Raw genomic sequence first — 26,186 nt, forward strand, 5'->3', positions numbered from 1 at the left:
ATGTCAGCGCCTGAATCGAGCGACGAATCGCTGCTGGCCCGTTATCGCGCAGGCGACGGGCCGGCGTTCGAGATTCTGTACGCCCGTCACCGCCAAGGGCTCTACCGATTCCTGCTCGGCCTGAGCGGCAAGTCCGAGCTGGCCGAAGAGGTTTACCAGGACACCTGGCTGAGCCTGATCCGCAGCACCAGTCAGCCACAAGGCCGGGCGAATTTTCGTACCTGGCTTTATCAGATTGCCCGCAACCGCCTGATCGATCACTGGCGCAAACACGGAATCCACAACCCCTTGCATGACAGCTATGACGAACAGATCCACGCGCTGTGCGATGACGCAGCCGATCCCGAACAACTGCTGAGCCTGAGCCGCGACAACCAGCGCCTCGAAGCGGCCCTGCAAAACCTGCCCGCGGACCAGCGCGAAGTGTTCCTGCTGCGCGCCCATGGCGATCTCGACCTGCCACAGATCGCCACCCTCACCGAAACACCGCTGGAAACCGTCAAAAGCCGCTTGCGCTACGCCCAGCAAAAACTGCGTCGGCTGCTGGCCGAGGAGGTACTGACATGACTGACGCCCGTCCTACGCCAGAAGACGAAGTGTTGAAGCACTATCGTGAACACGCGACCGGCGAACCACCGGCCCATCTCGACGCGTTCCTCCTGGCTGCCGCACAGCGCGAAGTCCCTGCGCAGAAGCCAGGTCTGTGGAAACGCTGGGTTCAGGCCTGCCAGAAACCCCGTTGGCAAGTTGCATTTGCCAGCCTCGTCGGCGTGGCCCTGATGCTTGCACTGGTGCAACGCACGGAGGAGCAGCTGCCGAGTTACGACTTTGCTCCTGCATCCAAAACGTCTGCACCGGTCGCCAAAAAAGAAGCCGCAGAGGTATCACCTTCGGTTGCTCGCTCGCTGGCTGCCCCGGCCGGCGCAATGTCCGCCCCCGCGCCTGCGGCGCCAATGGCCGATTTTGCCGCGCCCGCGCAGAGCGAATCGATCAATGCCGAAATGGCCGATGAAGCCAAGGTCAGCAAGCGTGCAGCAGCGCCGACGAAAACGCTGGATGAGCAATTGCATGAAGTAGTGCGCCTGCAAAAGGCGGGTAAGACGCAAGCCGCCGATGCGCTGTTGAAGACATTGCACAAGCGTTTCCCTGACGAAAACCTCACGGCCCGACTCAAGGCATTGCAGAAAAACTGAAGGACATAACGGTCGCCAATTTGGCATCGACACCCGAAAGCGCGCACTATCGGCCTATAGCCGATGCGTTGGAGGAAGCCATGGCGAAAAAAATCGACCGCATCGCCCAAATGCTCAACTGCCCGGTGAAGGGTCAGGAATTACGGCGGGCTGTTACTGAGAGTCGTAAGGAGTTTCTGCTGGCGAAGCAGGCAGAGGAAGCGTTTGAGGAAGACGTTCTTGATGATGAGTTGATCGAGGATGAAGAAGACGATGATGATTACGACGAGTTCGATTGGACGACTGAATGAAAAAACCGCTTCGGCGGTTTTTTTTCAGACTCAGTTGTTCGGTTAAACCGAACAACTGCATCCAGCGCCCGTCCTGAGGCTGTAACGACACCGACAAAAAAGCCCCAGACCCTGCGGTCTGAGGCTTTTTCGTTTCTACGTATGGTGCCCAGGCGTCGTTTGAACTGGAGGCTGTGATGCCCGGCTTATAAGGGGGCGGCTGGTGGTGTTTTGGTTAGGCATACACGTGGGCATACACGGAGGCGTTTACTGGGTATGTCGGACGGTGTGCGCTTGGTCATCCATGGGGTGCTCTAATTACCCACCTGCAAGCTCTTTTCGATGGGGTGACCTTGTCGAATCAAGGACAAATTAATGGATCGCCCCTTCCGTGCTGATGCCATTCGCGTGAAGCCCTCTTGATTTGACACTCTTTCTCCATCCATCGCCACGATCATATCGCCGGGTAGAACGTCAGCTTTGTAAGCCGGACTGTCATCGACGATATTAATGACTACTACGCCTTGATTCGTTTGTAATTGCTGACGCTCGGCGTCGTTCAGGTTGCGAACGAATGCGCCAATTCGGAACCGACCTTTCACAAAGTAAATTGCGCCGTAATCAGATCGATTGACGGTGACGGGGATATACGTCGTGTTGCTCCCGTAGGTCGTGGTTGTGGCGTTACCGTAGGCCGAAACCGGTCCACCTGGCCCGTACGCGGTGGCATTAGCGGTGGTGTACGAAGTGTTTGTCGTTGGTGTCGTGAATGGCACGCTAGAGGTAACCGATCCCGTGTATTGCGGTACAAAAACTAGAACCAAATCTGCTCCGACGGCCTGCCCCTGCTCGATTGCGTCATCATCTGAGACGCTTTCACCGCTGTTGAAACTCGATTCACCAATAATCAAATAACCGCGCTTTGCATACCCTGCCAGGAGCTGATCTGTGTTTCCAAATGCTGATCGTTCAACAGCGGGTGTCTGCGGCGCGGCTGATGCGCGAGTGGACGCGATAGCTTCCGGGGTTGCGCCAGGAGTGGGGGTATAGAATTCTTTGTAGCCACTGGCACACCCCGCGATGCTGAGCGATGCACTTATCGCCACCAGCACATGCATGAACTTCTTTTTCATACGTCCCTTCCCTTGGCCTGAAAGCGTTGCGCTATTTGCAAGGGAGTATGGCGTAACGCCGCTACGAGACCTAGTTCTACAGACGAGCTTTCTACCCGTGAGTGTTGGGGGTGGGTTCGATGCGTGAAGAGCACCAGTTCAAATTGCTGACGGGTCAGGAAATCAGCGGGGACCCTGAGGTTTTCCTAGTAACACGGGGTCGGAAACCCGCGAGATCTTGGTAGCGACAGTTTCATCAGCTTACTGAAATTTCAACGTTGAAATTGAAAGGATATTGAAGAGAAAAGGGCATCGTTACCGCAACGGTAAAGGTGGGCTTGCGTGTTGTTGATAGCGAACGGTTGAGCCCCGTCAACCTTGGGGATGGTGTCAACCACGTCAACCTGTCAACCAACGTAGATAATCCAGCCGCTAACACGATTCGACGGGTTATTAGCCCCGTACTCATCTGAAGTGCTCAGGGTCCCCCGGCGGACGACCAAGCAATAGGGCAAATGCACAGGTGAACAGCAGTTCACCAGGTTCACCTGTTCACTAAGCTGTGCACTTTTCCGCTAACACGATCACGCGGGTTTCCGACCCCGTGCCTACCGAACATTCCCAGGGGCCCTGGCTATTTCGATACCCCGGTTGATGCATTTCACCCTGTTGGTAGACGGCACCTTCCAAGCTCCTGGCATTCGGCGACCCAGCGTTCGAATTCTGCATCAGTCGATACCAGCCAGTATTGCACTCGCGGGCGGCGTTATCACCGATGGGGTGTGGGGGGCTCGAAAAGACGTGTTACAGGTGTTACGGGTGTTACGGTTGGTATTAAATCATTGAATTTATTGGGTTTTATTGATGTCACACACTGCTAATCTTTCACGTGCGTTGGGTGTTACAAGCCAAATAGGTGTTACAGCAGCATTCACAAATTTGGGTAAATTGTAGGCCCAAGAGGTGCAATCGTTGCAGTTCATAAAGCGCCGATTAGTGCGAGGTCCCTAGAGAAGGGCCGGGACAGCACGATTGGGAGCATATGAAAAACCCGCATTTTCAAGGTATTGCCTCTCCTCGCCCCTTTTCACGGTGTGAACCTTCAGCGAGAACGGACGCGGCAGATAGCTCCGGATCTGTCGAAGGATTGATCTGATTCATCGCAGCCCAGAGCGCCGTCGCGTCAAATTTTACGGGCCCCCATAGGGGGGCGTCCTGTCAAGCCAGATAAATTACTGGTATCAAGTCCATGGGAAAGTTGATACCCAAACAGCCTCCAGTTTCAAAAAACTTATTTATTCATCAAAATATCTAAGCTCAGGAAGAGGATCAGAACAAGCCTGACCCACCCACAAAGCAACGACAGCTCTGATTTCATGATGGTTAGTCGCCTCTAAAGCTTTAGCTAGTCTTGTACATCCAAGTCGCAGCTCAGGAACAACCTCGTCAGGTATTCCTGTACCATCTGGTCGATTCTCATATCTGAGCTCCTCAAGCATCATATTTAAACCATTACCGAGCATCGTGTATGAGCTATCGCAAACCCAACTTGGGTGACGCACTACTAACTGCGCAATTAAATCCATTACCCTAAAAAGAACAGGCATGCGACGGGTTGAAACAATAGCGACAAGAGTTGCGATCAGTGCTAAAGGCGGGGAGAACTTTGAGGATTTAGGATGCTTAATCCAATACCAAATCACCGCTAATGCTCTATTGGCACGAGATACATCAGCGCAAAGCAGACCCGCGATTAACTTTTTCTCCACTTCATACAAATCGTCAATTTTTGACTTGTTGAAACTTTCAGCAATTCTAGTGCGAAGAAACTCAGCGCCGACTACTGAAGATTCTGTTCGCACAGTGGAAACCCAAGAAAAAACATCGGACTTATAAAAAGAATCGTACCCGTGAGCATCAATGAACCTAGAAACGATTATATCTAAATTAATAAGACGCTCAATCGTCATTTCTTTAAGCTCGCTAATCCTCTCCATGTTCTGCGTAATCAAAAACCATTCGTCATCCCACCACGCCTTTACGATAAGAAGACTTTTTACAAAGTCTTTTTGGGACCAGTTCGATCTTTCCAACGAAGCAGACATATTCACAAAAAAGCCATCGTCGGCACCTATTTGCCAAGAAACGCGGCCTTCTGACTTAATTTTATCGTCTTCTGAAATAACTCTAAAAGATTTGACCTTTTGGTTGAGTAACCATTTTCTGAAGGCAGTATCTCCAGTTTTTTTCAAGTTTGGCATCCATAACAAAGGCGCCCAGAAATGGTGCCCCGGTATAATCGGCCACCCTCCTTGGTTACTTAAAAACACATTAATTTCTTGAGTCTGCGGTTCACTTATAAAGCCCCACTCTTTTAACCAGAACAGCCGCTGCCATATACCAGCCAAACTTGAATATGGACCAGTATCATCCACGCTCGCATCTTTCAAAATCAAGATCAGCTCGTCAATATCTTTACTGATTTCGGCTGAAACACAATCAACTTTTGGATCATCAGAGCGTTTTTTAATATTATGGAACATGATCCAGTTGTTCCGATAAACACTTCTTATCGACCCATCATGGATCACAGAAGGTATCGTCGCAATAGACCTAGCCAGCCGTCCTCTATCAACCGAAGTCAAGTTTTCAAAACATCTAGCCATGCATACTGCCAAGCTTTTCCAAACCTCACTGTGTCGACCGACAACCTTGCTATGATGTAGCGCTACGATGCGTTCGCCAAACGAGTACACCACCTCCGAGTCAGTCAGCCGAATAATAAGCCGCCCGACTAGCTCAAGATGAAACAATGCAATCCTAGTAAGTTCATCATCATCATGTGCATTTTCAAAAAAACGCTCCACCAAACTTAAAGATCGCTCACAAATCGAGTTCGCAAGACTCTCTTTAGCCCTAGCAACTTGGTATCGAGACAGCCATCCCGCGGAATGCATTAGCTGATTATCCGATCTTGGCTCAAGCATTTTCTTGTTCAAAGTACGGATCATTACACTTAGTACGCGCTCCATCGAGTCAACATATTGCACCCACCAAGCAGCTTGGCCAAACGCACTTATATCGAAAGTAGTATCACCTACACGAGGAACCAGGGAAACACGGTCGCTTAACGAAAGCCAAGCAAACGCCGCATCGATTTTTTTATCAAATGTACTGGATCTTCCGATATGTCGAGTCGTTGAGTAATTGCCCAGCTCAAATAAAGGAGTGCGGCTAACGGGTTGTGATGGCGAAGGGGTCTCCGCATTGAGATCCGCCATTAGCAACTGAAGTTCTTGGACAACATCATGATCAATCGCCGCTAGATCTGCCAAGCGCTGATTTAACTCGTCGGGGTTAATTTCAAACTCGAGCTCACGCGCTTTTCCCCGAAAGCTCATTGACCACGCTAAAGTTTTCTGTAAATAGCTGATGGTTAAACAAGCCCATGCTTCCTGAGAAAGATAGCGCACTGAACTCGTTCTCGACCGCTGATTTTTTCTTATTTTCTTTAGGCCTACTAGGCTAGTTGTTAGTCCGACCGACACGTCGCCAACTTCACCAAGCAACATTCCTTTACGAACATACATATATCCGTCAGGAGATCTAATCTCCCAATTCATAAGAATGCTCTGAGCTACATCGCGATCCCCCTTATACAAAGCCAATAACACATCTTCATAAACTAGCTCATCTTTCAAATGCAAATCGCTAGGGAATTTAAACGAAAGCTTTTTACATAAACTTTCATATTCGTCCTGCCTCAACTCCTGCCTAGCCCAGCGCACTAAACTCACTGCGACTTCTTTCCATGTCTCATTAAAGGAGAATTGCGACTTTATTGAAAACCCATTTAGATCCTTTTGCTCAGAGACTGACTCTTGATAACTCGCACCCTCAGTTGCCGATAAAAGTTTGATAGAGAAATCAGCCAGCCCATCGTCAAAGCATTGCAACAATACTTCATTATGCCACGCATAATCCGCCATTATGGCCACGCCAACATGCGGAGCAACTTGAACTATATGATCTTGGAGTTCCTTGGAATAGAGATACCCAGAAATTCGCGAGACGGTTGAGGAAAACTTCCGCCTTACGTCTCTTGGCGCAACAAACCATGCCGGATAACTACTCCTGGCCTTCCGCAGGCCCAAATAGCTGCGCAGTACATAGTCCAGCTTTTCGTCATTTGTTATTGAGGAGCCGGTAGGCAGCGTCACATTATTCGTGAACTCTCCCCAGGACTTTTGATCCGCGTTAATTGGTTCTTTCAGTATTCGTATAAGTTCACTGTATCGGGCTGCGTAGTCTGATTCTTCTACACCGTCCAACATAGGGAGCACCACAGGAGTAACCCGGCGCGCTTCTAGTAGCCTCTGTTGCCCGAGAGTTGGAGCGCTTCCCAAAAATAGATAAATAGGTAAAGCGTGCTGATCGAGTACATCTCTTACCCACCCAATCCAATGTAAAAAATTCGGATCATCACCTGAAAAACCTATCAAGCAAAAAATATTTTCCAATATTGATTGACGCACTAGATTTACAAATGGAGCAGATTGGTCGGGATAACGTCGATAATCCTCTTCGGTAAATATAAAAGGACGTTGCGATGGAAACGAACCATGAAGCTTGACGATCCGTCGCCGGTTCAACATTTTCGATTGGGGGATATCTTCTCTACAGGTAACTACATAATGGGCGTGATCTACAATGTTTTCAGAAGCACGCTCCAGCAAAGTGTCGTAATTAGTTGTAAATACTTCACACCATTGAAGCGTCAAAAGCTTTTTATGCAGGATTCCTGGACTAACTCTATCATCTGGGATAAGACGCTTTAACAAATCCTCAAGAGCTGGCTTAGAAAAAACTCTTGCATATTGCTCACCCAACTGGGCCACCATACTGGTGGAAAACTCTTTAAGCTCACCTTTATCAGGATTAAGCTCTCGCCATAACTCTTGGGCCACTTCGTACCAAGTGGCCAGCTGATCGCCATTCTCAGCGTTCCTACTGAATCCAGCTCCAACCATTATCGCTGCGTTTCCATTTTCCAACGCCCGCCGCACCGCATCATAATGCACTCTGCTACCGTCCATCCCTCTCTCCTTTTGGACAGGTTATTTATTCTTTCAATTGCAAATACGCTTTTCTAGGCTTCGGTCGCAGGGTATTACTTGTATAGGTTTTGATCAAACGATGCTTTAACTCATCGGACACTGAATCGCCGCCGATTTGATAGACGCTTTTGACTGGCTGCTCTGGTCGACCACGGATTTTGCCTGAGCGTCCGCTTTTGGCCCAGGCTGTGTAAAAACGCATGCACCATTTTGAAGTATGCATTGCTACGTAAAATCTGACGGCTCTTGGTTAATCAGCAGACCTGAAATTTGCATAGGAGTGCAGTTTTTATTCCGGTTCAGACGGATAAACCTACTCAAAAACGTTTATACACATCCTCGGCCGATAGCTGCCCGTCACGAAGGGCTGTAATCGACCCTAAGCGGTCAATCCTGTGGAAACTATGGCGGGAGGCTTAGGTGTATGATGCCCCTTTGACCAATGCGATCACTCGGAAGGTAACCAGCAAAAACTGCGCAAAAGCAGTGAGATATCGCGGGTTCAAATTTTTCGACATGAGGCTGACGAAACCATACTTGACAGATAGCGAATGCTTACACACGATGCTACAACGATCTATGGCCCGAAATGAGGCGCCAACAGGACTTTATGCCCACTATTTTTGATATTGCCGACCACATTCTCGCTCAGACTCCTGCTCCTTATGGCCTGACAAACCGAGAATTACAAAAGCTACTGTACCTTGCTCAAGGATTTCATCTTGCGCAATTCGGAGAGCCTTTGTTTCAAGAAGACTTCCAAGCTTGGAAGCATGGACCGGTAAACTCTGGAATATTCCATAAATATAAACACCTTGGCTATTATGACATTAACAAGCCAAAGAGTGAGGTTCTCAAGCCTATTGGTGAAAAAACGGCAGCTTTCATCTTGGCGTTGACACTTACGTTTTGCACTATTGGCTCATACAAACTTATTGAGTACTCACACGCAGATATTCCATGGGCTTCGAAATATATCCCTGATCAGAATGTTTATCTGTCCAAACCTGATTTAAAAACATACTTCGAAAATTTTGCTTCATTTGAAGACTACAAAGCGGCTGCAGAACAGAAACTTCAGTTTCACGAGCTTATTCTATCTCGCCTTAAATATCTGAGAGACCTTCCTCAGATTGGGAATGCTTGGATCTCGGGTCAGGCAGAAGCACCTACAGATCGTACGAGCGAAGTAGCAGTCGGATTTTTGTCGGGTTTAGAAAGACAACTTTTTTCGAATCACGCAAAGCCAATTTATCCAAAATTAATCATGGGGCCGATTCCTACTGGAGGAATTAGCCTAGAGTTTGTGTCAGATAATTCAACGTACCTAAATTTCCATAACTCGGAACTAGTAGAAGTAGAGTTCGAAAAAGATGGCCACTTTGAAGAATACGAAATCCCTTTGGGCCAGTTCGAAGAGAATTTTGCGGAAGTTTATGGGAAGATGTCAGTATGAGTAATATACTGGATGGTGAAGTCCTATACCGCTACGCTGATCCTCGGGTTTTTCCAGATGGACAGACCGAACTTCCTACTTCAATCTTTAACGATCCTAATCTATCGTGCGACTGGCAGAAAGTTCAGCTTAACCCGGAGCTATCGCCGCATGTTGCCAATGGCCGAAATATGATTGTGTCGATTGCGGTATGCGATAGCATTCGGAATCCAACAAACCCAAAAAGGTCGACCCAGTTAGTGCCTGACTGGAAGCAAGATATCTTGCACGATCCGCTTCCTGCACAACAAGGGAATGCATTCACTCCGAATCCTTCGCATGCGTTGATCCGCGGAAAAAAGAAGGGAGCGGTAACTACTGTGATTCGCGACAATTCGACCTATACGATCATCGACCGCGTAGCCGAAGCATCGTCACCAGTGTAGTAAGTGCATTCTCGTGGATTTACTTCTGACCAATTGTAGTCATTGCGTAATTGACCGCTTTTGGCCCAGGCTGTGTAAAAACGTTTTTCAGCGCGACAGGTACTCAAAACCGGACTGGAAATCGCGCTTCTATGCGAAATCCACATCTGTTGACGGGCCAATAAATTTCAGATTGAACGTAGACGCGCACACTTCAATTTTGGCGAAGCGTTTTTACACACTCTGGGCCGTGAGCGGCCTGCCGAATTTGAATGCAACGGAAGCTTTTGCGAGCTTCCGTTTATCTTCATCACCGTTTTTTCAGCTTATGCTCGATTAGCCCCATTTCTGCTTTGATCGCAGTGATGGTGAGCTTTTGCGTTGCTGTGCTTTTTCCGGTTTGGGTATCCACCAGCTTGAGCAGGGCAGTCAGGTGGGCTTTTCTCGCTTTAAGTGCCTCGGAAATAGTTGAGCTGTTTTGTGTCGTTGCGGTCATGGCTTCATTCCTTGGAGCGATTTAAACAGCCCGCGAAAGCAGGCTGTTTCAGGAGCCTCGGAGTTACATCGCGAGCAGATCGCGCGTGCGATGCTGGCGGCCACGGTCCGCCAGTTCGCTCCACCTCCAACTGCCGAAGTTTTCACCCTGCTCGGGGATGTCGAGCTTCATTAAGGACACCGGATCGCGGCCTATCATCCGAGCGGCGGCGTACAGCTTACCTCCCACATCTAACAGCGCTTGAGCAGCTTCATTCCACGCTTCCTCCAGGGCGTTGTGGGCCAGCCGCAAGGCGGTTTCCTCAATTTTTTGGTGTTCTACCTGAGCCTCGCTGATGTGCCGGTCTACGATGGCCAGCTCTTGCTCCAAGGCGGTGATGATCAGGAGTTGGCGGCGATGTTGTTCGGTGGCGGTAGTGAGGTTTTTCGCGGCTTTCTGAGCGTCGGTGCTAGCTGCTTTTTCGCCCTCGACGTCGCCCCACGCCACTGCTTGTGCGTAAGCGGTAGCCGCCTGAGTCTCAGCCTGTCGTGCGCTGGTAATCTCTTCCTGTGTCTGCTGGCGAATTTCCTCCAGGCGAGTGCTTAGGCTTTGCCGTTTAGCGTTAAGCTCCAGCTCATCCGCCATCCAGTTCGCCATGTCGGTAATGTAGCCCTCCATTAAGCTTTCTCGGTTGGCGAGCTTCTCCAGGCGGTCCAGCGTTTGGTCGAGTTGGAAGATCTGATGATCGATCGAGTCGATCTTGATTTTGCGACTGCTGATTTCATGCCTGACGTCGCTCTCTCGGCCGTTGTTAATGACGTCCTCGCTGTGAAGCGCTGACTCAAAAGGTGGTATTTCCTTTTTGAGCGCCTCCATTTCGATGACTTTATTGGCGCGTGCGTCTTTCAGTTGTTCAATTCGGTTCATGGGTTGTGTCCTAATTATTGGGTTGGGTTCGCAGTGGCTGGCGAGGCCGATTAAGCCGGCTCTACCTCAGTCAGTAGGCCCGCCGTCAGGCGGCCTGAGCCTCGCTCTCATCCGCTACCGGCACGGTCTTCACCACGTAGCAACGCTGTGTGCCCATCCCGGGTAAACGGACGGCGCAGGAGGCTTTGCCATCTGGCCCCGGCTCAAGGACGCCCCGACGTATCAGCTCCTTGTTCACGGCATTGATGTTCATGCCCTTGAACACTTCGGAGCGCCACGCCTCCGGCAATACGTAGTAGGTGTTGGTGGTGTGCAATGCGTCACCCAGGCCGTGCTCCAGCGTCTTGCGAAAGCCCAAGCGATCAATGGTGCGTGGGCCGTGCTCGTCGATCTTTGCGGCGGCCGACTCCCAGCGGGTGAAACGGCTTTCACCGAAGCGCTCAATGACCTGACGCAGCCGCGCCAAGATCGCGTCCCCTTCCAAGTTGCCTGCACCGCCGCGCTCATTCATCCAGGCACTGAGGCACACCCGGGCTGCGGTGGTGGCGGCGCCATCGGGCCAGCCGGTAATCCCCATCGCGGTGGCCAGTTCGCCGGCTGCTGCGGCCAGCCCAAAGCGGGCGGCGGCTCGATGCGCCTGACCGCTGGCCGAGGCGGGTAGCGCCTTTGAGATAAATCCTTCCAAGGTGTGGCGCAGGATCGCCGACCAACCATGCCGCTTACCGGGCTCACAGAGGGCCGACAGGAAGGCGGTAAGTGGTGTGCCGTAGTACTTGGCCACCCGTGCCTTGAGTGCATCGGAGAGGGCGGCGGCGTCATCAAAGCCGTTCAGCACATCGAACATGCCCAGGCCTTTGCTGGCATCCGCTGGCACGGCGAGCATCCGCACTTCCATGCCGGCTTTCAGCTCCTTGTTGGCTTCGGCCATGTGCTGCGCCAACGTCTTCTCGCCGGTCGAGAGAAACAGCAAGCGCCACTCCTGCACCTGTCGGCCGGCTTGTCCGCGATCATTGGCGCGAGCCTTCCCGGTGCCGTTGCCGAGCATGTACACCGTCTCACCAATGATGCGCGGGTCGCACATGCCGATTTCATCCAGCACTAGCAGCCCGTCGGAGTGCGCGGCGGCGATGGATTCCAAGGCGTTATCCGTAGAGCGCCAGGAGCGCACCAGACGCGGTCCGCCGTAGATCGAGGCAGCCACTTGCAGGTGGGTGGTTTTGCCGCCTGAGCTGTCACCGTAGAGGTGAAAGCCGCCCGACTCATGGCCGAGCATGTGCAACAGCGGACCGGCAAACGCCACGCTGGCCACAAATGCCAAACGGTGATTGCCGATGCACAAGGCGCCGATCTGCTCTTGCCACTGCTCCAGGGTGCCGGCTTCGCTGATGGGTGGAAGCTGCGCACCGGCCTCATAGAAGTGCAGGTGTTCAGTGTGTGAGCCGACCTGCTGTTCGGGCAGCAAGAAGGCGCTGTCGTGCCAGCCCAAACGGGTAACCAGTCGTGCGCGCTGGGCGCTATCAAAGCCGCCGAGATAACTTTGCAGGTCGTTGCGCGCATTGCGTCCGGATCGGCTGCCGGCCAAGCGCAAGCCCATGTCCACCAGTGGGCCGAGTACGTCCTTACCGAAGTCACCGGTCATGGTTCGTGCCGGAATGTTCCAACGCTTTTTCGCCCCATCCGGATCGTCGAACTCGACCAGCAAACCCCAGTTATGCCCCTGTGCATCTCGGGTGCGCGCCAGGATCTCCAGCGGCGAACACACCGGGCGAGCCTCGCCATCGTCTCCGGAGTAAAACACGCCTTCGGGCGTCAGGCGAAAGCCGCCGGGCAACAGGTCGTTTTTGGGTTTTGCGGCGCGCTTGGTTGTCGGCTTGGCCTTGGCTTCGGGTAGTTCGGCCGGTGCTTTTTCCGGCTCAACACCGAACAGTTCGCCGCTGCGTTCCAGCTCGGCTATGTGGGCCGCCGTCCAGCCTTTGGCTTGGGCATCGGCCGCGTCGTCACCGTCCTCCCATTGGCCACCCTTGGCGAACGTCGGTTGGTCATTCTTGAGCATAGGCTTGCGTTTGAAGACGTCGAGAGCGATCACGCGCACTGACACGGCACCGATCTGTTGCAGTTGTTTGGCGATGGCGTCCATGCAGCTTTTGCCACTGGCGTCGTTGTCTGGCCACAACACCACGGACCGACCTTTGAGCGGTGTCAGGTCGGCTTTGTGCCAGGAGTTCGAGCCGTTCGGCCAGCACGTGGCCACGTAGCTGGGCAGTAACTCCGCCGCGGCGTCGACGGCCTTTTCGCCTTCGCATAGAATGACCGGTGCCTCTGCGCGTTGCGCCAGTTCATCCAGACGCAGCAGAGGACGCGGCTCAGGCAAGCCCTGCCAGCGCCATTGCTGCGTTTGACTGTCGGCCCGTTGGCACCAGGTCAACGGGGCAAACACCTTGCGCGGTTTGCCGTCTTCATCCGGGCCCAAGTCGAAGCGATAGAGGGCCATGACTGGCTGGCCTTGAGCGTCGCGATAAATCCAAACCTTGGACGGCGTACCGTGTTGCCGGTGTTTGGCCGGGCACTTGCTCATGGCCTCGGCCGGGATCGGCTGAATGGCCAGCCATTCCGGTGTTTTGCTTTTGCTGGGACTAGGCTTCGATTGAGCCGCCCCAGCGGTAACGTGCAGCAGATCCGCCAGCTTGTTGCAGGCTTCGACGTCGGTGCCGCCATCGAGGTAGCGCACCAAATCGATCAGATCGCCGCCCTTGTCGCCGGTGGCAAAATCCGCCCAGGTGCCTTTGCTCATGTTGACCTTGAGGGAGCCGGCGCGCTTGTCGGCGCGGGTGGGATTGGCGGCGGTGTATTCCTTGCCGCCGTCGACGCGTTTACCGTTGGGCAGCCAATGGGCAAGCACCCGATCAATGTTCTGCAACGCAACGGCTTTGACTTGGGCGAACGAGGGACGACGGGCGTTTGAGGTAGAGGCCTTCATACGTCACCGCCTTGGGCCATTTGCAACCCGCTGGTAACGTCATCAATGATGGCCTTCGCCATCTCGCTCAAATAATGCGAAGCCCAGATCATCGCATCGTTGCCATTCCCCATGCCGCTCAAGAAAGTGAGCTGGTTTACACAATCCATGAGTAGAGAAGCTTGTTCGAGCGCTTCCTCGCACGATATGCCGGCATTGATGCGGAACAGTGGCTGGTTCTGAGCGTTGCACTTGGCAAAGGTGGCGCCACCCACCGTATTGATCGCAATGGAAGGGTTCATTGGGCACCGCCACTAACGGGTAGCCGAGTGGAGTTGTCGGCGTGCACGGCGAGGGTGCGGATCAGACCCAACGTTCCTCGAACATCCCACAGCGCCGCCGCGATGACATGGTTGGCCAGACGTGGGCCGTCGCACTCAAACTGATCCTCAAGAAGCAAGAGCACGGAGTTGGCTCGATCCACGGCACAGGTGATGGCGTCAATCGGCACACCGGCTTCGGCGCCTTTGTGGACGCAAAGCAGATCCTCGGGCAGGGAGAAGCTCAGGGCTTGGTTCATTGGGCACCGCCTGCGGTTTCGAGCGCGCGGGCTTTGGCCATATGGGCGTTGTATCGAGTGAGGCGTGTAGCGAGGCTGGAGTTGGCGTGTAAAGCGGCGAGAGCCATTGCACGATGGGCAGTGGCGCGAATTTTGAACGGATTGAGGGCGTGCATGGGGCGAAACTCCTATTGTTGAGGAGCTACCACCGTTCGCCGTCAAACGAATTGGGGTGGCAGCTGTGCGCAGGTTGACGGACCGGGACAATAGGAACCCGGCAGACCCGAAGGTCTCCCACGCACAGCCACCATAAAACGGGAATGCGGGCACAAAAAAAGCGCCTGCAATCGTAATGGGGGCGCCTGTGCGCCTATTGTTGATCGGGCCGTCAAACCCGGTCGCTGATTTTGCAGCGACGGCCAAAGAGTAACGTCCTGTTTTGCAAAGTGCAACCGTGCGGAGATCTTGCGCATTTGCTCGATGCGACTTAGATTGTGCGGGCATGTAGATTTACCTCAACGCCTCCGGATCGCTCCCGGGGGCGTTTTCGTTAGTGCTGGGTGGTGACAGGGCGGGCGAGGGTGAGCCATTGCAAGTGGTTGCCTTGGCGAGCCCTTTGCTGCATCTGCTGTAGCGCTTCGGGATTGCGCAGCAGGTTGGGAATCAGCTCGCGCGCGTCGCTGATCACCACGTCTGCGGGCGGCTGAATCGCCAACAACGTCCACTCCAGGTCATGCCACAGCACGATTAGCACCTGAGCGCCGGCCGAGATCGCTTGATCGCGCAGGGTCAGCAAGCGCTGGCGACCTTTGATCTCTGCGGTAGAAGGCAGAGACGCTTCAAGTACACCGACAAGATCCAAGGCTTGGTGGGGGAGAAAGGTCGGTGTCATGCCGCCTCCTGCATATTGGTGAACAGCGGCGGCGGTGTTTCACCTTTGAGCCAAGCCAAAATCTTGCTGTCCTCGCCGCACCGTCGGCGATGTTCTACCGCGAGCAGTTCGCGCTGCTGTGCCAGACATTCGTCCACATAGCTGGTCAGATCCGAGGTCAACTTCATTTCACGGTGCAGGCGTTCGCTCGCGGTCTTTTCCTCGGCAAGATCCTGCTCGGTGATGCGTCGCCATACCGCCGGATCATTCGCGTAACCAGTCGATTGATCGACCAGCCAGTAGGTGACCCAGTCGGTCATGCCCAGCGATTTCAGGGCGGTGCGGCGGCCCTCTTTCATCGCGAAATGGCCCGTACCGTGGATGCTGGAAAACTCCCTGCGTACCGCGTTTTTGCGGATCAGTTCAGGCAATTCCCAGGGATTGGGTTTAAGCGGAAGGACCAAGCCATCAGGGTTGAAAAAGAAGGCTTCTTGTTCTTCCCCGTTCCAGCTCACGCCGGCGATGGTGCGATGACGCCAGTTGATCGCGCCGGGTTGATAGAGGCGGAAGCCGATGCTGTAGGAGTCGAGAAATGGTCCTTTGAATGGGCTGTAATTGCGCTTCATGCGGCCACCTGGTCACGGGCTTCAATGCGGCTTTTGACCCAGCTCTGAACTTCAGAAAAAACCCAGGCAACTGGTGCACCGCGTGCGGTGCTGTTGCTCAGTTTGACGGGCTGTGGAAAACCACTGTCGGGGCACTGCATGAGCTTGTAGATCGTCGAGCGCTTGAGCCCCGTAGCAATCTCAAGACGCGGCATGCGTATGAGGGTGGTAGCGGGATCAAAAGGAGTGATGAGGCTTGGGAAGGTGGGATCAAAAGGGGTGACGAGGTTTGGGAAGTTTGGAACGGGCTTTCGTGCGAAGTCACTTTTCATTGGGATTGCTCTCGATTGGTATGGACTGACGAGAGCAATGATCTAGGTGTTGAAATGCGGTGAGCAGTTCACTTCCACTTTGAAATTTTCGGTTTACAACAAGCCATGCTTAGTGAGGATGGCATCTACCTGTCTGCGGCTGAGAGCCTTCTCAATTTCCGAAGGTAGCCAGGTGGGTCTCTGTTTTGGGGGCAGGGCTATTTGATCTTCTAGCCAGCGATGGACGTGTGTCGCCAAGTTTCGACGTGGAAGCCCCTCGCTCCGAAGGTTGTTCGCTTGCTTCACAATGGCGGCGTCGCGGGTTGATATTTCTTCATTGCGATCCTTTCCGCTCAAGATGCCACCTTTGCGACGGATCGCGGTTTTGATGGCTGCGGAAGCAAGCTCAGTAATGTCGTCGTCGTAAAGGGAAATCAGTGAGGTGACCACTTCCAAATGCGCGACATAGTTCTCTAATGCGTCAATGCGCTCATCAGGATTGATTTCGCTCGCGACGGCTTGGCAGAACTCCTCCCAGGGCAACGCCAATATCTGCCAGTTCTTCGAAACAACTTCCTGTTCGCTCGCCTGCATCCAATCGCTGAGAGATTCAATTGCCTTTACTGCGCAAGCCATCGTATAGGCGGCATAAGCCTCTTCATCGGACGCCGATTCGCAGCATGTGAAGTGGCGAATCCAGTCAGCTAGGCGCGATGTTCGAGGAGTATCCGCATGCTGGAAGATTGACTCTTCCTGCCTGACGGCCTCAATACAGAGCGAATTAAGATAACTGCTTTCGTTAGCTTGAATGCGAAACGCGCATTGGTCGAGTAAACGGCACGCATCCAGTATTTGCTCGCCGCAATGCACATAGAGCGACTGGTTCGACAGGTGCTCGATAAGTCTCGCCGTCGGCTTTACGCCCAAGGCGAGATCAATGCCTTCTATAAGTTCCAAGCGCCCACTCCTTTACCGAAGCGTAGCCAACCATCCCCGCGCCCTATGTTATTGAGGCACAACCAGCGCGCCGAGCTTGTTCGCACACGTCGGAAATGGCTAGCCAGCAGTGGCAATGAGGGGCTCTCGGTGTAACACCCAGGCGCAGCGTTACACGACGTGTATGCCACCGCTCTCAAACGTGTTACAGGCGTGAAGCTCAATATATTCAAGGGTTTGATGTCGCCCGTTACACCAGTAACACGCGTAACACCGTTTTTGGAGGGGGGAGGGATAAGGAGCTTCATATGGCCTTTCCAAATTGGCCTTGCACGACATTGCCAGTTGCCAGTTCATCAAGATGATCTGCGTACCACTGCATCATGACTTTGCGCTGAGGCAGGTACACCGCCTTGTTGTACACACCTGCAATCCCCTCTTTTACATGAGAAAGCTGGGCCTCAATGTGGTTCTCGTCAAAGCCTTGTTCATTAAGGATCGTGCTCGCGATATGGCGGAAGCCATGGCCAGTTTGCCGACCCGCATATCCCAGTCTGCGAAGCGCCATCAGAAAGACGGTATTGCTACGGGGGATGGTTCGATCTTTTCTCCCAGGGAAGAGAAGGGGGTATGCGCCTGTCAGCGTGCGTAGCTCCGTTATCGATTCAATGGCCTGGCGAGATAGAGGCACTACATGCTCGCGACGACGCTTCATTCGCTCGGCTGGAATCGTCCATAGCTTTTTGTTGAGGTCGATCTCTGACCAGCGTGCTTCTCGAATCTCACTCGGGCGTGCCGCTAATAAGGCCAGCAATCGGAGACCTAGACGGACATCCTTTGCGTGAGGGTAAGAGTTGATAGCTCGAAGTAATGCAGGCAGCTCTTCTATTGATACGTGTGCATAATTTTCAGCACTACGTGTCTGAAGAAATTTATTAAGGCCTTCAAGGGGGTTGTGGATCGCTCGGCCTGTCACGCGTGCCAAGTCGTAGATCTCTTTGCAGAAGGCCCGAACTCTGCCCATTTGCTCAATGATCCCTTTCTGCTCCATGCCTCGCAGAAACTCCATCCATTCAAGGGGCAGTATTTCTGTGTAGATGCGTTTGCCGAAAACGGGGAATACGTGAAGCTCCAGGGCACCAAGGACTCGACGGGACGTGCCGGCTTCCCAGCTTGAGCGCCTAGCCTCAAACCATTCGCGCCCTAATGCTTCGAAAGTATTGTTGGCAGCCACCCGGTCAGCAATCTTGCGAGCCTGCTTACTGACTAAAGGATTTTTACCGGTCGATGCGTCATCCCGCAGTTGCGCCGCCTTCTGCCTGGCTAGCGAGCCATTGATTTCGGGGTAACCGCCTAGGCCCAGCCAGGACCATTTCCCGTCTGGTTTTTTGTAGCGCAACTCCCACGACTTCTGTCCATTTGCCTTGACCCGAAAATACAAGCCGTTGCCGTCTTGCTCCCGGTACGTCGCACTCTCTGGCTCCAAGCCTGCAAGAGTAGTGTCGGCCAGTGGGCGGCGTTTGATTTCAGTACGCTTCACTGCGTGTATGCCTCCAGTTCAATGAATCTCAAAGCATACACGTGGGCATACACGGCGTGAAGTTATAGGGGTAGACAGGGAGGGATAGCCAGAAACAAGAAAGCCCGCACAGGGCGGGCTTCTTGGGGTGTTTCGTAGACTGTCTGAGACAGGTCTAGACTGCTATATGGTGCACCAGGCGGGATTCGAACCCACGACCACTGCCTTCGGAGGGCAGTACTCTATCCAGCTGAGCTACTGGTGCAATGCGGGCGCCATGATACTCATATGCACTGCGGGCGTCCATGCTGCTGAATCGCCTGCGTTTTTCCAAAGCGTAACCTGCTATTGCTACGTTGATCAGAAAAATTAGGCAAATGCGGCGTTTTCGTTCTTTTTTTCGAACAGGCTATTGTCCTTTACCCCCTTTGATCCTAGGATTCGTTTGAGATTTCAAACGCTCTTGTCTGGGTGCTGAACCGCACGAGTTTCAATCAGTGCGCTATTTATGTGCTTCAGCCCGGTGAATGATTTCCCTGACGGCAGCCTATAAGGCGCCTTTCTACAATCATAATTCGCTCCGCGCTTGTCGCGGTGCTGTTAAGGAAAGCCGACATGCAGCTTAAAGACACCCAGTTGTTCCGCCAGCAAGCCTTCATCGATGGCGCTTGGGTTGATGCGGACAATGGTCAGACGATCAAGGTCAACAACCCGGCAACGGGCGAAATTTTGGGCACCGTGCCGAAAATGGGCGCTGCCGAAACCCGCCGTGCAATCGAAGCCGCTGACAAAGCGCTGCCGGCCTGGCGTGCACTGACCGCCAAGGACCGTGCGAACAAGCTGCGTCGCTGGTTCGAACTGATCATCGAGAACCAGGACGACCTGGCTCGCCTGATGACCCTCGAACAAGGCAAGCCATTGGCCGAAGCCAAGGGCGAAATCGTTTACGCCGCTTCCTTTATCGAGTGGTTCGCTGAAGAAGCCAAGCGCGTCTACGGTGACGTGATTCCGGGCCACCAGCCAGACAAGCGCCTGATCGTGATCAAGCAGCCAATCGGCGTGACCGCTGCAATCACCCCGTGGAACTTCCCGGCCGCGATGATCACCCGTAAAGCCGGCCCGGCTCTGGCCGCCGGTTGCACCATGGTGCTCAAGCCTGCTTCGCAAACTCCGTTTTCCGCATTCGCTTTGGCTGAACTGGCCCAGCGTGCTGGCATTCCAGCCGGTGTGTTCAGCGTGGTGTCCGGCAGTGCCGGCGACATCGGCAGCGAGCTGACCAGCAACCCGATCGTGCGCAAATTGTCCTTCACTGGCTCGACCGAAATCGGTCGTCAGCTGATGGCTGAATGCGCCAAGGACATCAAGAAAGTGTCCCTGGAACTGGGCGGCAACGCGCCGTTCATCGTGTTCGACGACGCGGACCTGGATAAGGCCGTTGAAGGCGCGATCATTTCCAAGTACCGCAACAACGGCCAGACCTGCGTCTGCGCCAACCGTCTGTACATTCAGGATTCGGTCTACGACGCGTTCGCCGAGAAGCTGAAAGTGGCCGTGGCCAAACTCAAGATCGGTAACGGTCTGGAAGAAGGCACCACCACTGGCCCGCTGATCGACGAAAAAGCCGTGGCCAAGGTTCAAGAGCACATTGCTGACGCGATTAGCAAAGGCGCAACCGTTCTGGCGGGTGGCAAGGTCATGGAAGGCAACTTCTTCGAGCCAACCATCCTGACCAACGTGCCGAAGAACGCTGCCGTGGCCAAGGAAGAAACCTTCGGTCCATTGGCTCCGCTGTTCCGCTTCAAAGACGAAGCCGAAGTGATCGCGATGTCCAACGACACCGAGTTCGGTCTGGCTTCGTACTTCTATGCTCGCGACCTGGGTCGTGTGTTCCGTGTGGCTGAAGCCCTGGAATACGGCATGGTCGGCGTCAACACCGGGTTGATCTCCAACGAAGTCGCGCCGTTCGGCGGCATCAAGGCGTCGGGCCTGGGCCGTGAAGGCTCCAAGTACGGCATCGAAGATTACCTGGAAATCAAATACCTCTGCCTGGGCATCTAAGCTCGAAGGGATAAGCCCGGCAAGGCATTGCTTCAAACGCAAAGGGCACGAGAGCGCTGTCCCTTTGCGTGCTTCAAACGGAATTTTCTCTGTGGCCGGGAAAGCTGTGGCAGTCGATCATCGCATGCTGCCGTAGTTGCCTCCCCGCCGCATTTTCCTTGAACCACGCCGCCCGATGAGCGGTGAATGAGGACTTTATGAGCAAGACTAACGCATCCCTGATGAAACGCCGCGAAGCCGCTGTACCACGCGGTGTTGGCCAGATTCACCCGATCTTCGCCGAGTCCGCGAAGAACGCCACCGTGACCGACGTTGAAGGTCGCGAGTTCATCGACTTCGCCGGCGGTATCGCCGTGCTGAACACCGGCCACGTGCACCCGAAAATCATCGCCGCCGTGACCGAGCAGCTGAACAAGCTGACCCACACGTGCTTCCAGGTACTGGCTTACGAACCGTACGTAGAAGTGTGCGAAAAAATCAACGCCAAGGTGCCGGGTGATTTCGCCAAGAAAACCCTGCTGGTGACCACCGGCTCCGAAGCCGTGGAAAACGCCATCAAGATCGCCCGTGCCGCCACTGGCCGTGCCGGCGTGATCGCGTTCACCGGCGCTTACCACGGTCGCACCATGATGACCTTGGGCCTGACCGGTAAGGTCGTGCCTTACTCGGCCGGCATGGGCCTGATGCCAGGCGGCATCTTCCGCGCGCTGTACCCGAACGAACTGCACGGTGTGAGCATCGACGATTCGATCGCCAGCATCGAACGCATCTTCAAGAACGACGCCGAGCCGCGTGACATCGCTGCAATCATCATCGAGCCGGTTCAGGGCGAAGGTGGTTTCTACGTTGCACCTAAAGAGTTCATGAAGCGCCTGCGCGCTCTGTGCGACCAGCACGGCATCCTGCTGATCGCTGACGAAGTACAAACTGGCGCTGGCCGTACCGGCACCTTCTTCGCCATGGAACAGATGGGCGTTGCTGCCGACCTGACCACCTTCGCCAAATCCATCGCTGGCGGCTTCCCGTTGGCCGGTGTTTGCGGCAAGGCCGAATACATGGACGCCATTGCTCCAGGCGGCCTGGGCGGCACTTACGCCGGTAGCCCGATCGCTTGCGCCGCGGCCCTGGCCGTGATGGAAGTGTTCGAAGAAGAGCACCTGCTGGACCGCTGCAAAGCTGTCGGCGAGCGTCTGGTCACTGGCTTGAAAGCCATTCAGGCCAAGTACCCGGTGATCGGCGAAGTCCGTGCCCTGGGTGCGATGATCGCGGTCGAGCTGTTCGTTGATGGCGACAGCCACAAGCCGAACGCTCCAGCGGTAGCCGCCGTTGTGGCCAAGGCTCGCGACAAGGGTCTGATCTTGCTGTCCTGCGGCACTTACGGCAACGTTCTGCGCGTCCTGGTACCGCTGACTTCGCCGGACGAGCAACTGGACAAAGGTCTGGCGATCATCGAAGAGTGCTTCTCCGAGCTGTGATCTCCAGGCTCTGATCGATTTGTGAACTGATCGACAAAAAAACCCGCTTCGGCGGGTTTTTTTGTGTCCCTGGAACCCATCGATGACAAATGCGCTGTATCGAATGGCCAGCATTGACTAAGGTGCAAGCACTACTTTGGAGTGTGTAAATGACTGCTGTGGTGTTACCCGCTGCGCCGCGTGTGCTGATTGCCGAGGCCGACCCCTGGTCCCGCGACCTGCTCAAGCAGGTGTTGTTGAATGTGCGCTGCGACGCACGGCTGGATCTGTGTGCCGATGGTCAGGAAGCGCTGCACCTGTTGGCGGAAAATCCTTACGACTTGGTGATCGTCGACTGGGAGCTCCCCGGCGTCGATGGTTTGAATGTCTTGCGCAATGTCCGTCAACGCAAGCGCAATCCACCCCTGCCGTTCATTCTGATGAGCAGCCGCAATGACAGCGCCAGTGTGCGCGAAGTCTTGCCCCTGGCGCCCGCGGCGTACCTGACCAAACCCCTGAACATGGAAAGCCTGACCCACCGCCTGCAGGAGTTGCTGCTGAACGCCGGTGAAGAGCTGTCTTGCGAAACGCCTTCGCTGTCGCCAGGCATGACGTTGGCGGTTTACCTGGAGCGTCGTCGTGAGTTTGCCGACGGTGCGCCGCTGATGACTGACGTACAGTTGGCGGTCAAGCGCAGCCTCAATCCCAATGGCCTCGACCTGACACTGCTGCATGACGAGATCCGTACCGATCCGCAAATCACTGCCGTGCTGATCGCCGCCGCCAACAGCGCGGCCCAGCACCATGGCGCCGCCGTACAAACCCTGTCTCAGGCGCTGCACCGCCTCGGCACCGGACAAAGCATGAACCTGATTCTGGGGCTGGCCCTCAAGCGCAGTGCCCGACTCAGCGACCCGTTTCTGGCCGACTATGCCGAGCGCTATTGGGAGCTGTCGCTGCGCACCGCCGAGTATGGCCGGACCCTGGCGCGCTTGCTGGATCTGGATCAGGAGCGTTGTTATTGCGCCGGCATGCTGCATCGCCTCGGTGACCTTGCGCTGTTGCGGTGTTTGCAGGAGTGGAAGCAGGCCGGTGGTGAGCTGGATGAATGGGAGGAGGTCGGCGAGGCGCTGGCCGAATTCGGCGCGGCCTATGGTTCGGCGCTTCGCACCCGTTGGCGCCTGCCGCTGGAACTGCGAGAGCTGATTGCGGCGGTCTACCAGTTCGGTGGCGGGGTTTACTCCCGCGAAGCGCTGGTGATGAACATGGCTGCGCAACTGGCGCGACTGACCGAGCATGAGGGCATTGAGGACCTGGCGAAGAGCCGGACGGCGCGGTTGCTCAAAATCGGGTTGCCGGAATTGATGCGCCTGCGCAAGAAATAGGCATCACACAAAACCTGTGGGAGCGAGCTTGCTCGCGATAGCGGACTGTCAGCCAGCATCAATGTTGAATGTCAGTACGTCATCGCGAGCAAGCTCGCTCCCACAGGGGATGGTGTTCAGCCTCAGCCGGAGACGATGCGGTTCTTGCCCTGGTGTTTGGCTTGGTACATCGCCGCATCCGCGCGGGCAAACAGGCTGTCGACGCTTTCGTCCTCGGCGGTGAGGCTGGTCAGGCCCTGGCTGACGGTGATGCCGAACGTCTGGTCGCCATGGCTGAAACTTAAGCGCTGAATCTCCCGTTGCAGGCGCTCGGCCACTTGCATGGCCATGTCTGGCGCACAGCCGGGAAACACCGCTGCGAATTCCTCACCGCCAACTCGCCCGAACACATCACCTCGACGCAACGTCGCGCGGCCGCTCTCGGCGAGTCGTTGCAGCACGTTGTCGCCTTCCTGATGGCCGTAGGAATCGTTGATGACTTTGAAGTCATCGATGTCCAGCAGCAGGAAGGCCAGCGGCGTGCCTTGGTGCCGTGCCTGTTCGAATTCACGGTGGGCGCAGTCGAAGAAGTGTCGGCGGTTGCTGCTCTGGGTCAGTACGTCGGTGGTGGCCAAGCGTTGCAGCTCGGTTTCCATCTGCTTCTTGTCAGTAATGTCTTCGGCAATACCGACGATGATCACCGGTTGCCCCGGCTCGGCCTGACGGTTGATGAAGCACTTGTCACTGAGCCAGCGGACCTGGCCGTCGGCGGCAATGATTCGGTATTCGCGGTCTTCATCGGCGCCTTTGACCAGTACTTCGGCCAGGCTGCGTTCGGCGTAGTCCAGATCATCGGGGTAAATACTGTCGCGCCATTGGTTGTAGTCGGACAGCAACAAGCCTGCGGAGCGGCCGAAAATCCGTTCATACGCAGGGCTGACATACAGCACCCGACGGGATTCCCAATCGAAGGCCCAAAGCACCGCGTTGACGCTCACCAGCAGAGCGCTGAACAGCTGTTCGCGTTCGCTCAGTCGCGCCACTTCGCCTTGTGCATGCATTAGCGCCAGCAGGGTTTGCGCGGCCTCGGGCCACTGCGGGAGGGATGAGTCTTGTAGGCTTTTATTGACCATCGACACAAAATCTCAAAGGGCGTGTGCCGCTCGAGGTTCGAAAGCGGCCAATACCAGAGCCCGCCTGGATGGCGAAGTGTCTTTGAGATAGGGGATTTGGAGCTTAGTTCCGAAGGGTGCGCCCACGAACGGGGCGCACCGATCAACGGCGTCAGACAGCGGCGGGGCGCAGGGAGTAGGTTTTCAACTGATCGGCGAAGTCGCGCAGGGATTGAATTCCGCTGACTTCCGCTTCGTGTACCCAATCCTTGATGGCGGCCAGCATGTCGTGACCATTTGAGCTGGTCTTGACCCAGATCTGCTGCAAGGCCAGGCGTTTCTCGTAAATTACCTTCAGCGCCTGACTGTGCTCGAGCATGGTCTGGATGCGAATGTGGTGTTTGTCATCCAGCAGGCTGGTTTCCCGCGAGAGCAGGCGCTTGGCACGGTGGAACTGGTGACGGACCGAGTGATCGACCTTTTCCAGCTCTTGTTTGACCAGCGGTGCGATCACCAATTTGCGGTACTGGGCCATGATCTGGAAGCGGTTGTTGAGGATCGCCATGGCGGTGTCCATGTCCAGGTTGCCTTTGCCTTCAACCCGATGGGCGATGGGCGCGACCCGCTGAACCTTGGCCAGACGCAGGAAGCTGAAGACCTTGATCCAGGCCCAGCCGAGATCGAATTCCCACTTCTTCACCGACAGTTTTGCCGAATTAGGGTAGGTGTGATGGTTGTTATGCAGTTCTTCGCCACCGATCAGGATGCCCCATGGCACCAGATTGGTCGCCGCATCGCGGCATTCGAAGTTGCGGTAGCCGATGGCATGGCCCAGGCCATTGACCACGCCAGCGGCCCAGACCGGGATCCACATCATCTGGATCGCCCAGATGGTGATGCCGATGGTGCCGAACAACAGCAGGTCGATGACGCCCATGATCGCCACGCCCAGCAGCGGAAAACGGCTGTACAGGTTGCGTTCGATCCAGTCTTCGGGGCAGTTCTTGCCGTAGATGCGCAGGGTCTCGGGGTTTTCCGCCTCGGCACGGTACAGCTCGGCGCCTTTGCGCAGAACCGTGGACAAGCCCTTGATGACCGGGCTGTGCGGATCATCGACGGTTTCGCATTTGGCGTGGTGCTTGCGGTGGATAGCGGTCCACTCACGGGTGTTCTGTGCCGTGGTCAGCCACAGCCAGAAGCGGAAGAAATGTTTCAGGCCTGCATTGAGCTCAAGCGAGCGATGGGCTGAATAACGATGCAGATAGACCGTGACGCCGATGATCGTCACGTGGGTCATCAGCAGGGTGACTGCCACCAGTGACCAGGGCGACAAGCCGAGAAAACCTTCGTACCACATAGGCTATAGGGCCCTCGATAAAGAAAAAAACAGCCGTTGCATTATCACTTAGCCCACAGATAAAACCAGTCGCCCTTTCAGATAAGAGTGGCTGGATGTTTCTTTAAACTATAATTCCATCCTTTTTGAAG

The 26,186-nt window shown here is 54.8% G+C and carries 23 protein-coding genes and 1 tRNA gene; 8 read left to right on the forward strand and 16 right to left on the reverse strand.

All coding sequences use genetic code 11. The features are described from left to right. From AC3IUE_RS00855 to AC3IUE_RS00865, 3 genes are read left to right on the forward strand one after another with little or no spacing between them, the layout of a single operon-like run. The gene (locus tag AC3IUE_RS00855) at positions 1-567 is read left to right on the forward strand and encodes an RNA polymerase sigma factor (RefSeq protein ID WP_489265006.1); all 567 of its coding nucleotides are present in this window, start codon (positions 1-3) and stop codon (positions 565-567) included. Continuing rightward, on the forward strand, positions 564-1,193 hold the full coding sequence (locus AC3IUE_RS00860) for a hypothetical protein (RefSeq protein WP_489265008.1): 630 nt from the start codon (positions 564-566) through the stop codon (positions 1,191-1,193). The genes AC3IUE_RS00855 and AC3IUE_RS00860 overlap by 4 nt, the downstream gene beginning before the upstream one ends. A 20-nt stretch (positions 1,194-1,213) precedes the next feature. Then, positions 1,214-1,483 (forward strand): hypothetical protein, encoded by a 270-nt coding sequence (locus tag AC3IUE_RS00865; RefSeq protein ID WP_489265010.1) that lies wholly within the window; start codon positions 1,214-1,216, stop codon positions 1,481-1,483. 293 nt (positions 1,484-1,776) lie between these two features. Here the strand turns inward: AC3IUE_RS00865 and AC3IUE_RS00870 are convergent, their stop codons facing one another. Both AC3IUE_RS00870 and AC3IUE_RS00875 read right to left on the reverse strand, forming a co-directional pair. Continuing rightward, a complete protein-coding gene (locus AC3IUE_RS00870; protein ID WP_414883347.1) occupies positions 1,777-2,595 on the reverse strand; it encodes a PDZ domain-containing protein in 819 nt (272 codons plus the stop codon). A gap of 1,274 nt (positions 2,596-3,869) precedes the next feature. Next, entirely contained in the window at positions 3,870-7,670 is a 3,801-nt protein-coding gene (locus AC3IUE_RS00875; protein ID WP_489265013.1) for an SIR2 family NAD-dependent protein deacylase, read from the reverse strand. Positions 7,671-8,301: 631 nt separating this feature from the next. Here AC3IUE_RS00875 and AC3IUE_RS00880 point away from each other — a divergent pair. Together AC3IUE_RS00880 and AC3IUE_RS00885 are read left to right on the forward strand one after the other, a co-directional pair. After that, positions 8,302-9,147 (forward strand): Panacea domain-containing protein, encoded by an 846-nt coding sequence (locus tag AC3IUE_RS00880; RefSeq protein ID WP_489265015.1) that lies wholly within the window; start codon positions 8,302-8,304, stop codon positions 9,145-9,147. After that, on the forward strand, positions 9,144-9,572 hold the full coding sequence (locus tag AC3IUE_RS00885) for a hypothetical protein (RefSeq protein WP_454837866.1): 429 nt from the start codon (positions 9,144-9,146) through the stop codon (positions 9,570-9,572). Before AC3IUE_RS00880 ends, AC3IUE_RS00885 begins: the two co-directional genes overlap by 4 nt. 289 nt (positions 9,573-9,861) lie before the next feature. Here AC3IUE_RS00885 and AC3IUE_RS00890 read toward each other — a convergent pair whose 3' ends face one another. The 12 genes from AC3IUE_RS00890 to AC3IUE_RS00945 form a co-directional block, all read right to left on the reverse strand. After that, positions 9,862-10,047 carry a hypothetical protein gene (locus AC3IUE_RS00890; RefSeq protein ID WP_454837867.1) on the reverse strand — a complete coding sequence of 62 codons (186 nt, stop codon included), beginning with the start codon at positions 10,045-10,047 and terminating at the stop codon, positions 9,862-9,864. Positions 10,048-10,110: 63 nt separating this feature from the next. Continuing rightward, positions 10,111-10,953, reverse strand: coding sequence for a chromosome segregation protein SMC (locus AC3IUE_RS00895; RefSeq protein ID WP_489265017.1), 843 nt, complete (start codon positions 10,951-10,953; stop codon positions 10,111-10,113). An 85-nt stretch (positions 10,954-11,038) separates the two neighbouring features. Continuing rightward, a complete protein-coding gene (locus AC3IUE_RS00900) occupies positions 11,039-13,930 on the reverse strand; it encodes a DUF927 domain-containing protein (RefSeq protein ID WP_489265019.1) in 2,892 nt (963 codons plus the stop codon). Beyond that, entirely contained in the window at positions 13,927-14,211 is a 285-nt protein-coding gene (locus AC3IUE_RS00905) for a DUF3077 domain-containing protein (protein WP_150656873.1), read from the reverse strand. The genes AC3IUE_RS00900 and AC3IUE_RS00905 overlap by 4 nt, the downstream gene beginning before the upstream one ends. After that, complete coding sequence (locus AC3IUE_RS00910; protein WP_150656872.1) at positions 14,208-14,489, reverse strand: hypothetical protein; 282 nt, start codon at positions 14,487-14,489, stop codon at positions 14,208-14,210. Before AC3IUE_RS00910 ends, AC3IUE_RS00905 begins: the two co-directional genes overlap by 4 nt. Then, complete coding sequence (locus tag AC3IUE_RS00915) at positions 14,486-14,644, reverse strand: hypothetical protein (RefSeq protein ID WP_191623565.1); 159 nt, start codon at positions 14,642-14,644, stop codon at positions 14,486-14,488. The genes AC3IUE_RS00910 and AC3IUE_RS00915 overlap by 4 nt, the downstream gene beginning before the upstream one ends. 374 nt (positions 14,645-15,018) lie before the next feature. Further along, positions 15,019-15,360 carry a hypothetical protein gene (locus tag AC3IUE_RS00920; RefSeq protein WP_489265022.1) on the reverse strand — a complete coding sequence of 114 codons (342 nt, stop codon included), beginning with the start codon at positions 15,358-15,360 and terminating at the stop codon, positions 15,019-15,021. Continuing rightward, positions 15,357-15,965 (reverse strand): hypothetical protein, encoded by a 609-nt coding sequence (locus tag AC3IUE_RS00925; RefSeq protein WP_489265024.1) that lies wholly within the window; start codon positions 15,963-15,965, stop codon positions 15,357-15,359. The genes AC3IUE_RS00920 and AC3IUE_RS00925 overlap by 4 nt, the downstream gene beginning before the upstream one ends. Further along, entirely contained in the window at positions 15,962-16,276 is a 315-nt protein-coding gene (locus tag AC3IUE_RS00930; RefSeq protein WP_489265026.1) for a helix-turn-helix transcriptional regulator, read from the reverse strand. Before AC3IUE_RS00930 ends, AC3IUE_RS00925 begins: the two co-directional genes overlap by 4 nt. Before the next feature lie 93 nt (positions 16,277-16,369). Continuing rightward, positions 16,370-17,212, reverse strand: a complete 843-nt coding sequence (locus AC3IUE_RS00935) for a hypothetical protein (RefSeq protein ID WP_489265028.1) — start codon at positions 17,210-17,212, stop codon at positions 16,370-16,372. Between the two features lie 283 nt (positions 17,213-17,495). Beyond that, positions 17,496-18,731 (reverse strand): tyrosine-type recombinase/integrase, encoded by a 1,236-nt coding sequence (locus tag AC3IUE_RS00940; RefSeq protein WP_489265030.1) that lies wholly within the window; start codon positions 18,729-18,731, stop codon positions 17,496-17,498. Between the two features lie 167 nt (positions 18,732-18,898). Further along, positions 18,899-18,975 (reverse strand) — tRNA-Arg (locus AC3IUE_RS00945). A gap of 350 nt (positions 18,976-19,325) precedes the next feature. On the opposite strand from AC3IUE_RS00945, the gene gabD reads away from it, so the two are divergent. The 3 genes from gabD to AC3IUE_RS00960 all read left to right on the forward strand — a co-directional run bounded on the left by gabD (position 19,326) and on the right by AC3IUE_RS00960 (position 23,607). Beyond that, entirely contained in the window at positions 19,326-20,768 is a 1,443-nt protein-coding gene (gabD, locus tag AC3IUE_RS00950) for an NADP-dependent succinate-semialdehyde dehydrogenase (RefSeq protein ID WP_008148203.1), read from the forward strand. Between the two features lie 197 nt (positions 20,769-20,965). Further along, on the forward strand, positions 20,966-22,243 hold the full coding sequence (gene gabT, locus AC3IUE_RS00955; protein ID WP_056745682.1) for a 4-aminobutyrate--2-oxoglutarate transaminase: 1,278 nt from the start codon (positions 20,966-20,968) through the stop codon (positions 22,241-22,243). Positions 22,244-22,392: 149 nt separating this feature from the next. Further along, positions 22,393-23,607 (forward strand): HDOD domain-containing protein, encoded by a 1,215-nt coding sequence (locus AC3IUE_RS00960; RefSeq protein WP_489265032.1) that lies wholly within the window; start codon positions 22,393-22,395, stop codon positions 23,605-23,607. A 122-nt stretch (positions 23,608-23,729) separates the two neighbouring features. On the opposite strand, the gene AC3IUE_RS00965 is transcribed toward AC3IUE_RS00960, so the two are convergent. Together AC3IUE_RS00965 and desA are read right to left on the reverse strand one after the other, a co-directional pair. Continuing rightward, positions 23,730-24,719, reverse strand: a complete 990-nt coding sequence (locus AC3IUE_RS00965; RefSeq protein ID WP_489265034.1) for a GGDEF domain-containing protein — start codon at positions 24,717-24,719, stop codon at positions 23,730-23,732. A 151-nt stretch (positions 24,720-24,870) separates the two neighbouring features. Beyond that, positions 24,871-26,055, reverse strand: a complete 1,185-nt coding sequence (gene desA / locus AC3IUE_RS00970) for a delta-9 fatty acid desaturase DesA (protein WP_489265036.1) — start codon at positions 26,053-26,055, stop codon at positions 24,871-24,873. Positions 26,056-26,186 lie beyond the last annotated feature (131 nt).

Source organism: Pseudomonas sp. GL_093 (genome assembly GCF_057837605.1).

Excerpts from the sequence above, each read along its gene's own strand:
- AC3IUE_RS00855 (WP_489265006.1), top strand. The coding sequence starts at position 1 with ATGTCAGCGCCTGAATCGAGCGACGAATCGCTGCTGGCCCGTTATCGC.
- AC3IUE_RS00860 (WP_489265008.1), top strand. The coding sequence starts at position 564 with ATGACTGACGCCCGTCCTACGCCAGAAGACGAAGTGTTGAAGCACTAT.
- AC3IUE_RS00870 (WP_414883347.1), bottom strand. The coding sequence starts at position 2,595 with ATGAAAAAGAAGTTCATGCATGTGCTGGTGGCGATAAGTGCATCGCTC.
- AC3IUE_RS00875 (WP_489265013.1), bottom strand. The coding sequence starts at position 7,670 with ATGGACGGTAGCAGAGTGCATTATGATGCGGTGCGGCGGGCGTTGGAA.
- AC3IUE_RS00880 (WP_489265015.1), top strand. The coding sequence starts at position 8,302 with ATGCCCACTATTTTTGATATTGCCGACCACATTCTCGCTCAGACTCCT.
- AC3IUE_RS00885 (WP_454837866.1), top strand. The coding sequence starts at position 9,144 with ATGAGTAATATACTGGATGGTGAAGTCCTATACCGCTACGCTGATCCT.
- AC3IUE_RS00890 (WP_454837867.1), bottom strand. The coding sequence starts at position 10,047 with ATGACCGCAACGACACAAAACAGCTCAACTATTTCCGAGGCACTTAAA.
- AC3IUE_RS00895 (WP_489265017.1), bottom strand. The coding sequence starts at position 10,953 with ATGAACCGAATTGAACAACTGAAAGACGCACGCGCCAATAAAGTCATC.
- AC3IUE_RS00900 (WP_489265019.1), bottom strand. The coding sequence starts at position 13,930 with ATGAAGGCCTCTACCTCAAACGCCCGTCGTCCCTCGTTCGCCCAAGTC.
- AC3IUE_RS00905 (WP_150656873.1), bottom strand. The coding sequence starts at position 14,211 with ATGAACCCTTCCATTGCGATCAATACGGTGGGTGGCGCCACCTTTGCC.
- AC3IUE_RS00910 (WP_150656872.1), bottom strand. The coding sequence starts at position 14,489 with ATGAACCAAGCCCTGAGCTTCTCCCTGCCCGAGGATCTGCTTTGCGTC.
- AC3IUE_RS00915 (WP_191623565.1), bottom strand. The coding sequence starts at position 14,644 with ATGCACGCCCTCAATCCGTTCAAAATTCGCGCCACTGCCCATCGTGCA.
- AC3IUE_RS00920 (WP_489265022.1), bottom strand. The coding sequence starts at position 15,360 with ATGACACCGACCTTTCTCCCCCACCAAGCCTTGGATCTTGTCGGTGTA.
- AC3IUE_RS00925 (WP_489265024.1), bottom strand. The coding sequence starts at position 15,965 with ATGAAGCGCAATTACAGCCCATTCAAAGGACCATTTCTCGACTCCTAC.
- AC3IUE_RS00930 (WP_489265026.1), bottom strand. The coding sequence starts at position 16,276 with ATGAAAAGTGACTTCGCACGAAAGCCCGTTCCAAACTTCCCAAACCTC.
- gabD (WP_008148203.1), top strand. The coding sequence starts at position 19,326 with ATGCAGCTTAAAGACACCCAGTTGTTCCGCCAGCAAGCCTTCATCGAT.
- gabT (WP_056745682.1), top strand. The coding sequence starts at position 20,966 with ATGAGCAAGACTAACGCATCCCTGATGAAACGCCGCGAAGCCGCTGTA.
- AC3IUE_RS00960 (WP_489265032.1), top strand. The coding sequence starts at position 22,393 with ATGACTGCTGTGGTGTTACCCGCTGCGCCGCGTGTGCTGATTGCCGAG.
- AC3IUE_RS00965 (WP_489265034.1), bottom strand. The coding sequence starts at position 24,719 with ATGGTCAATAAAAGCCTACAAGACTCATCCCTCCCGCAGTGGCCCGAG.
- desA (WP_489265036.1), bottom strand. The coding sequence starts at position 26,055 with ATGTGGTACGAAGGTTTTCTCGGCTTGTCGCCCTGGTCACTGGTGGCA.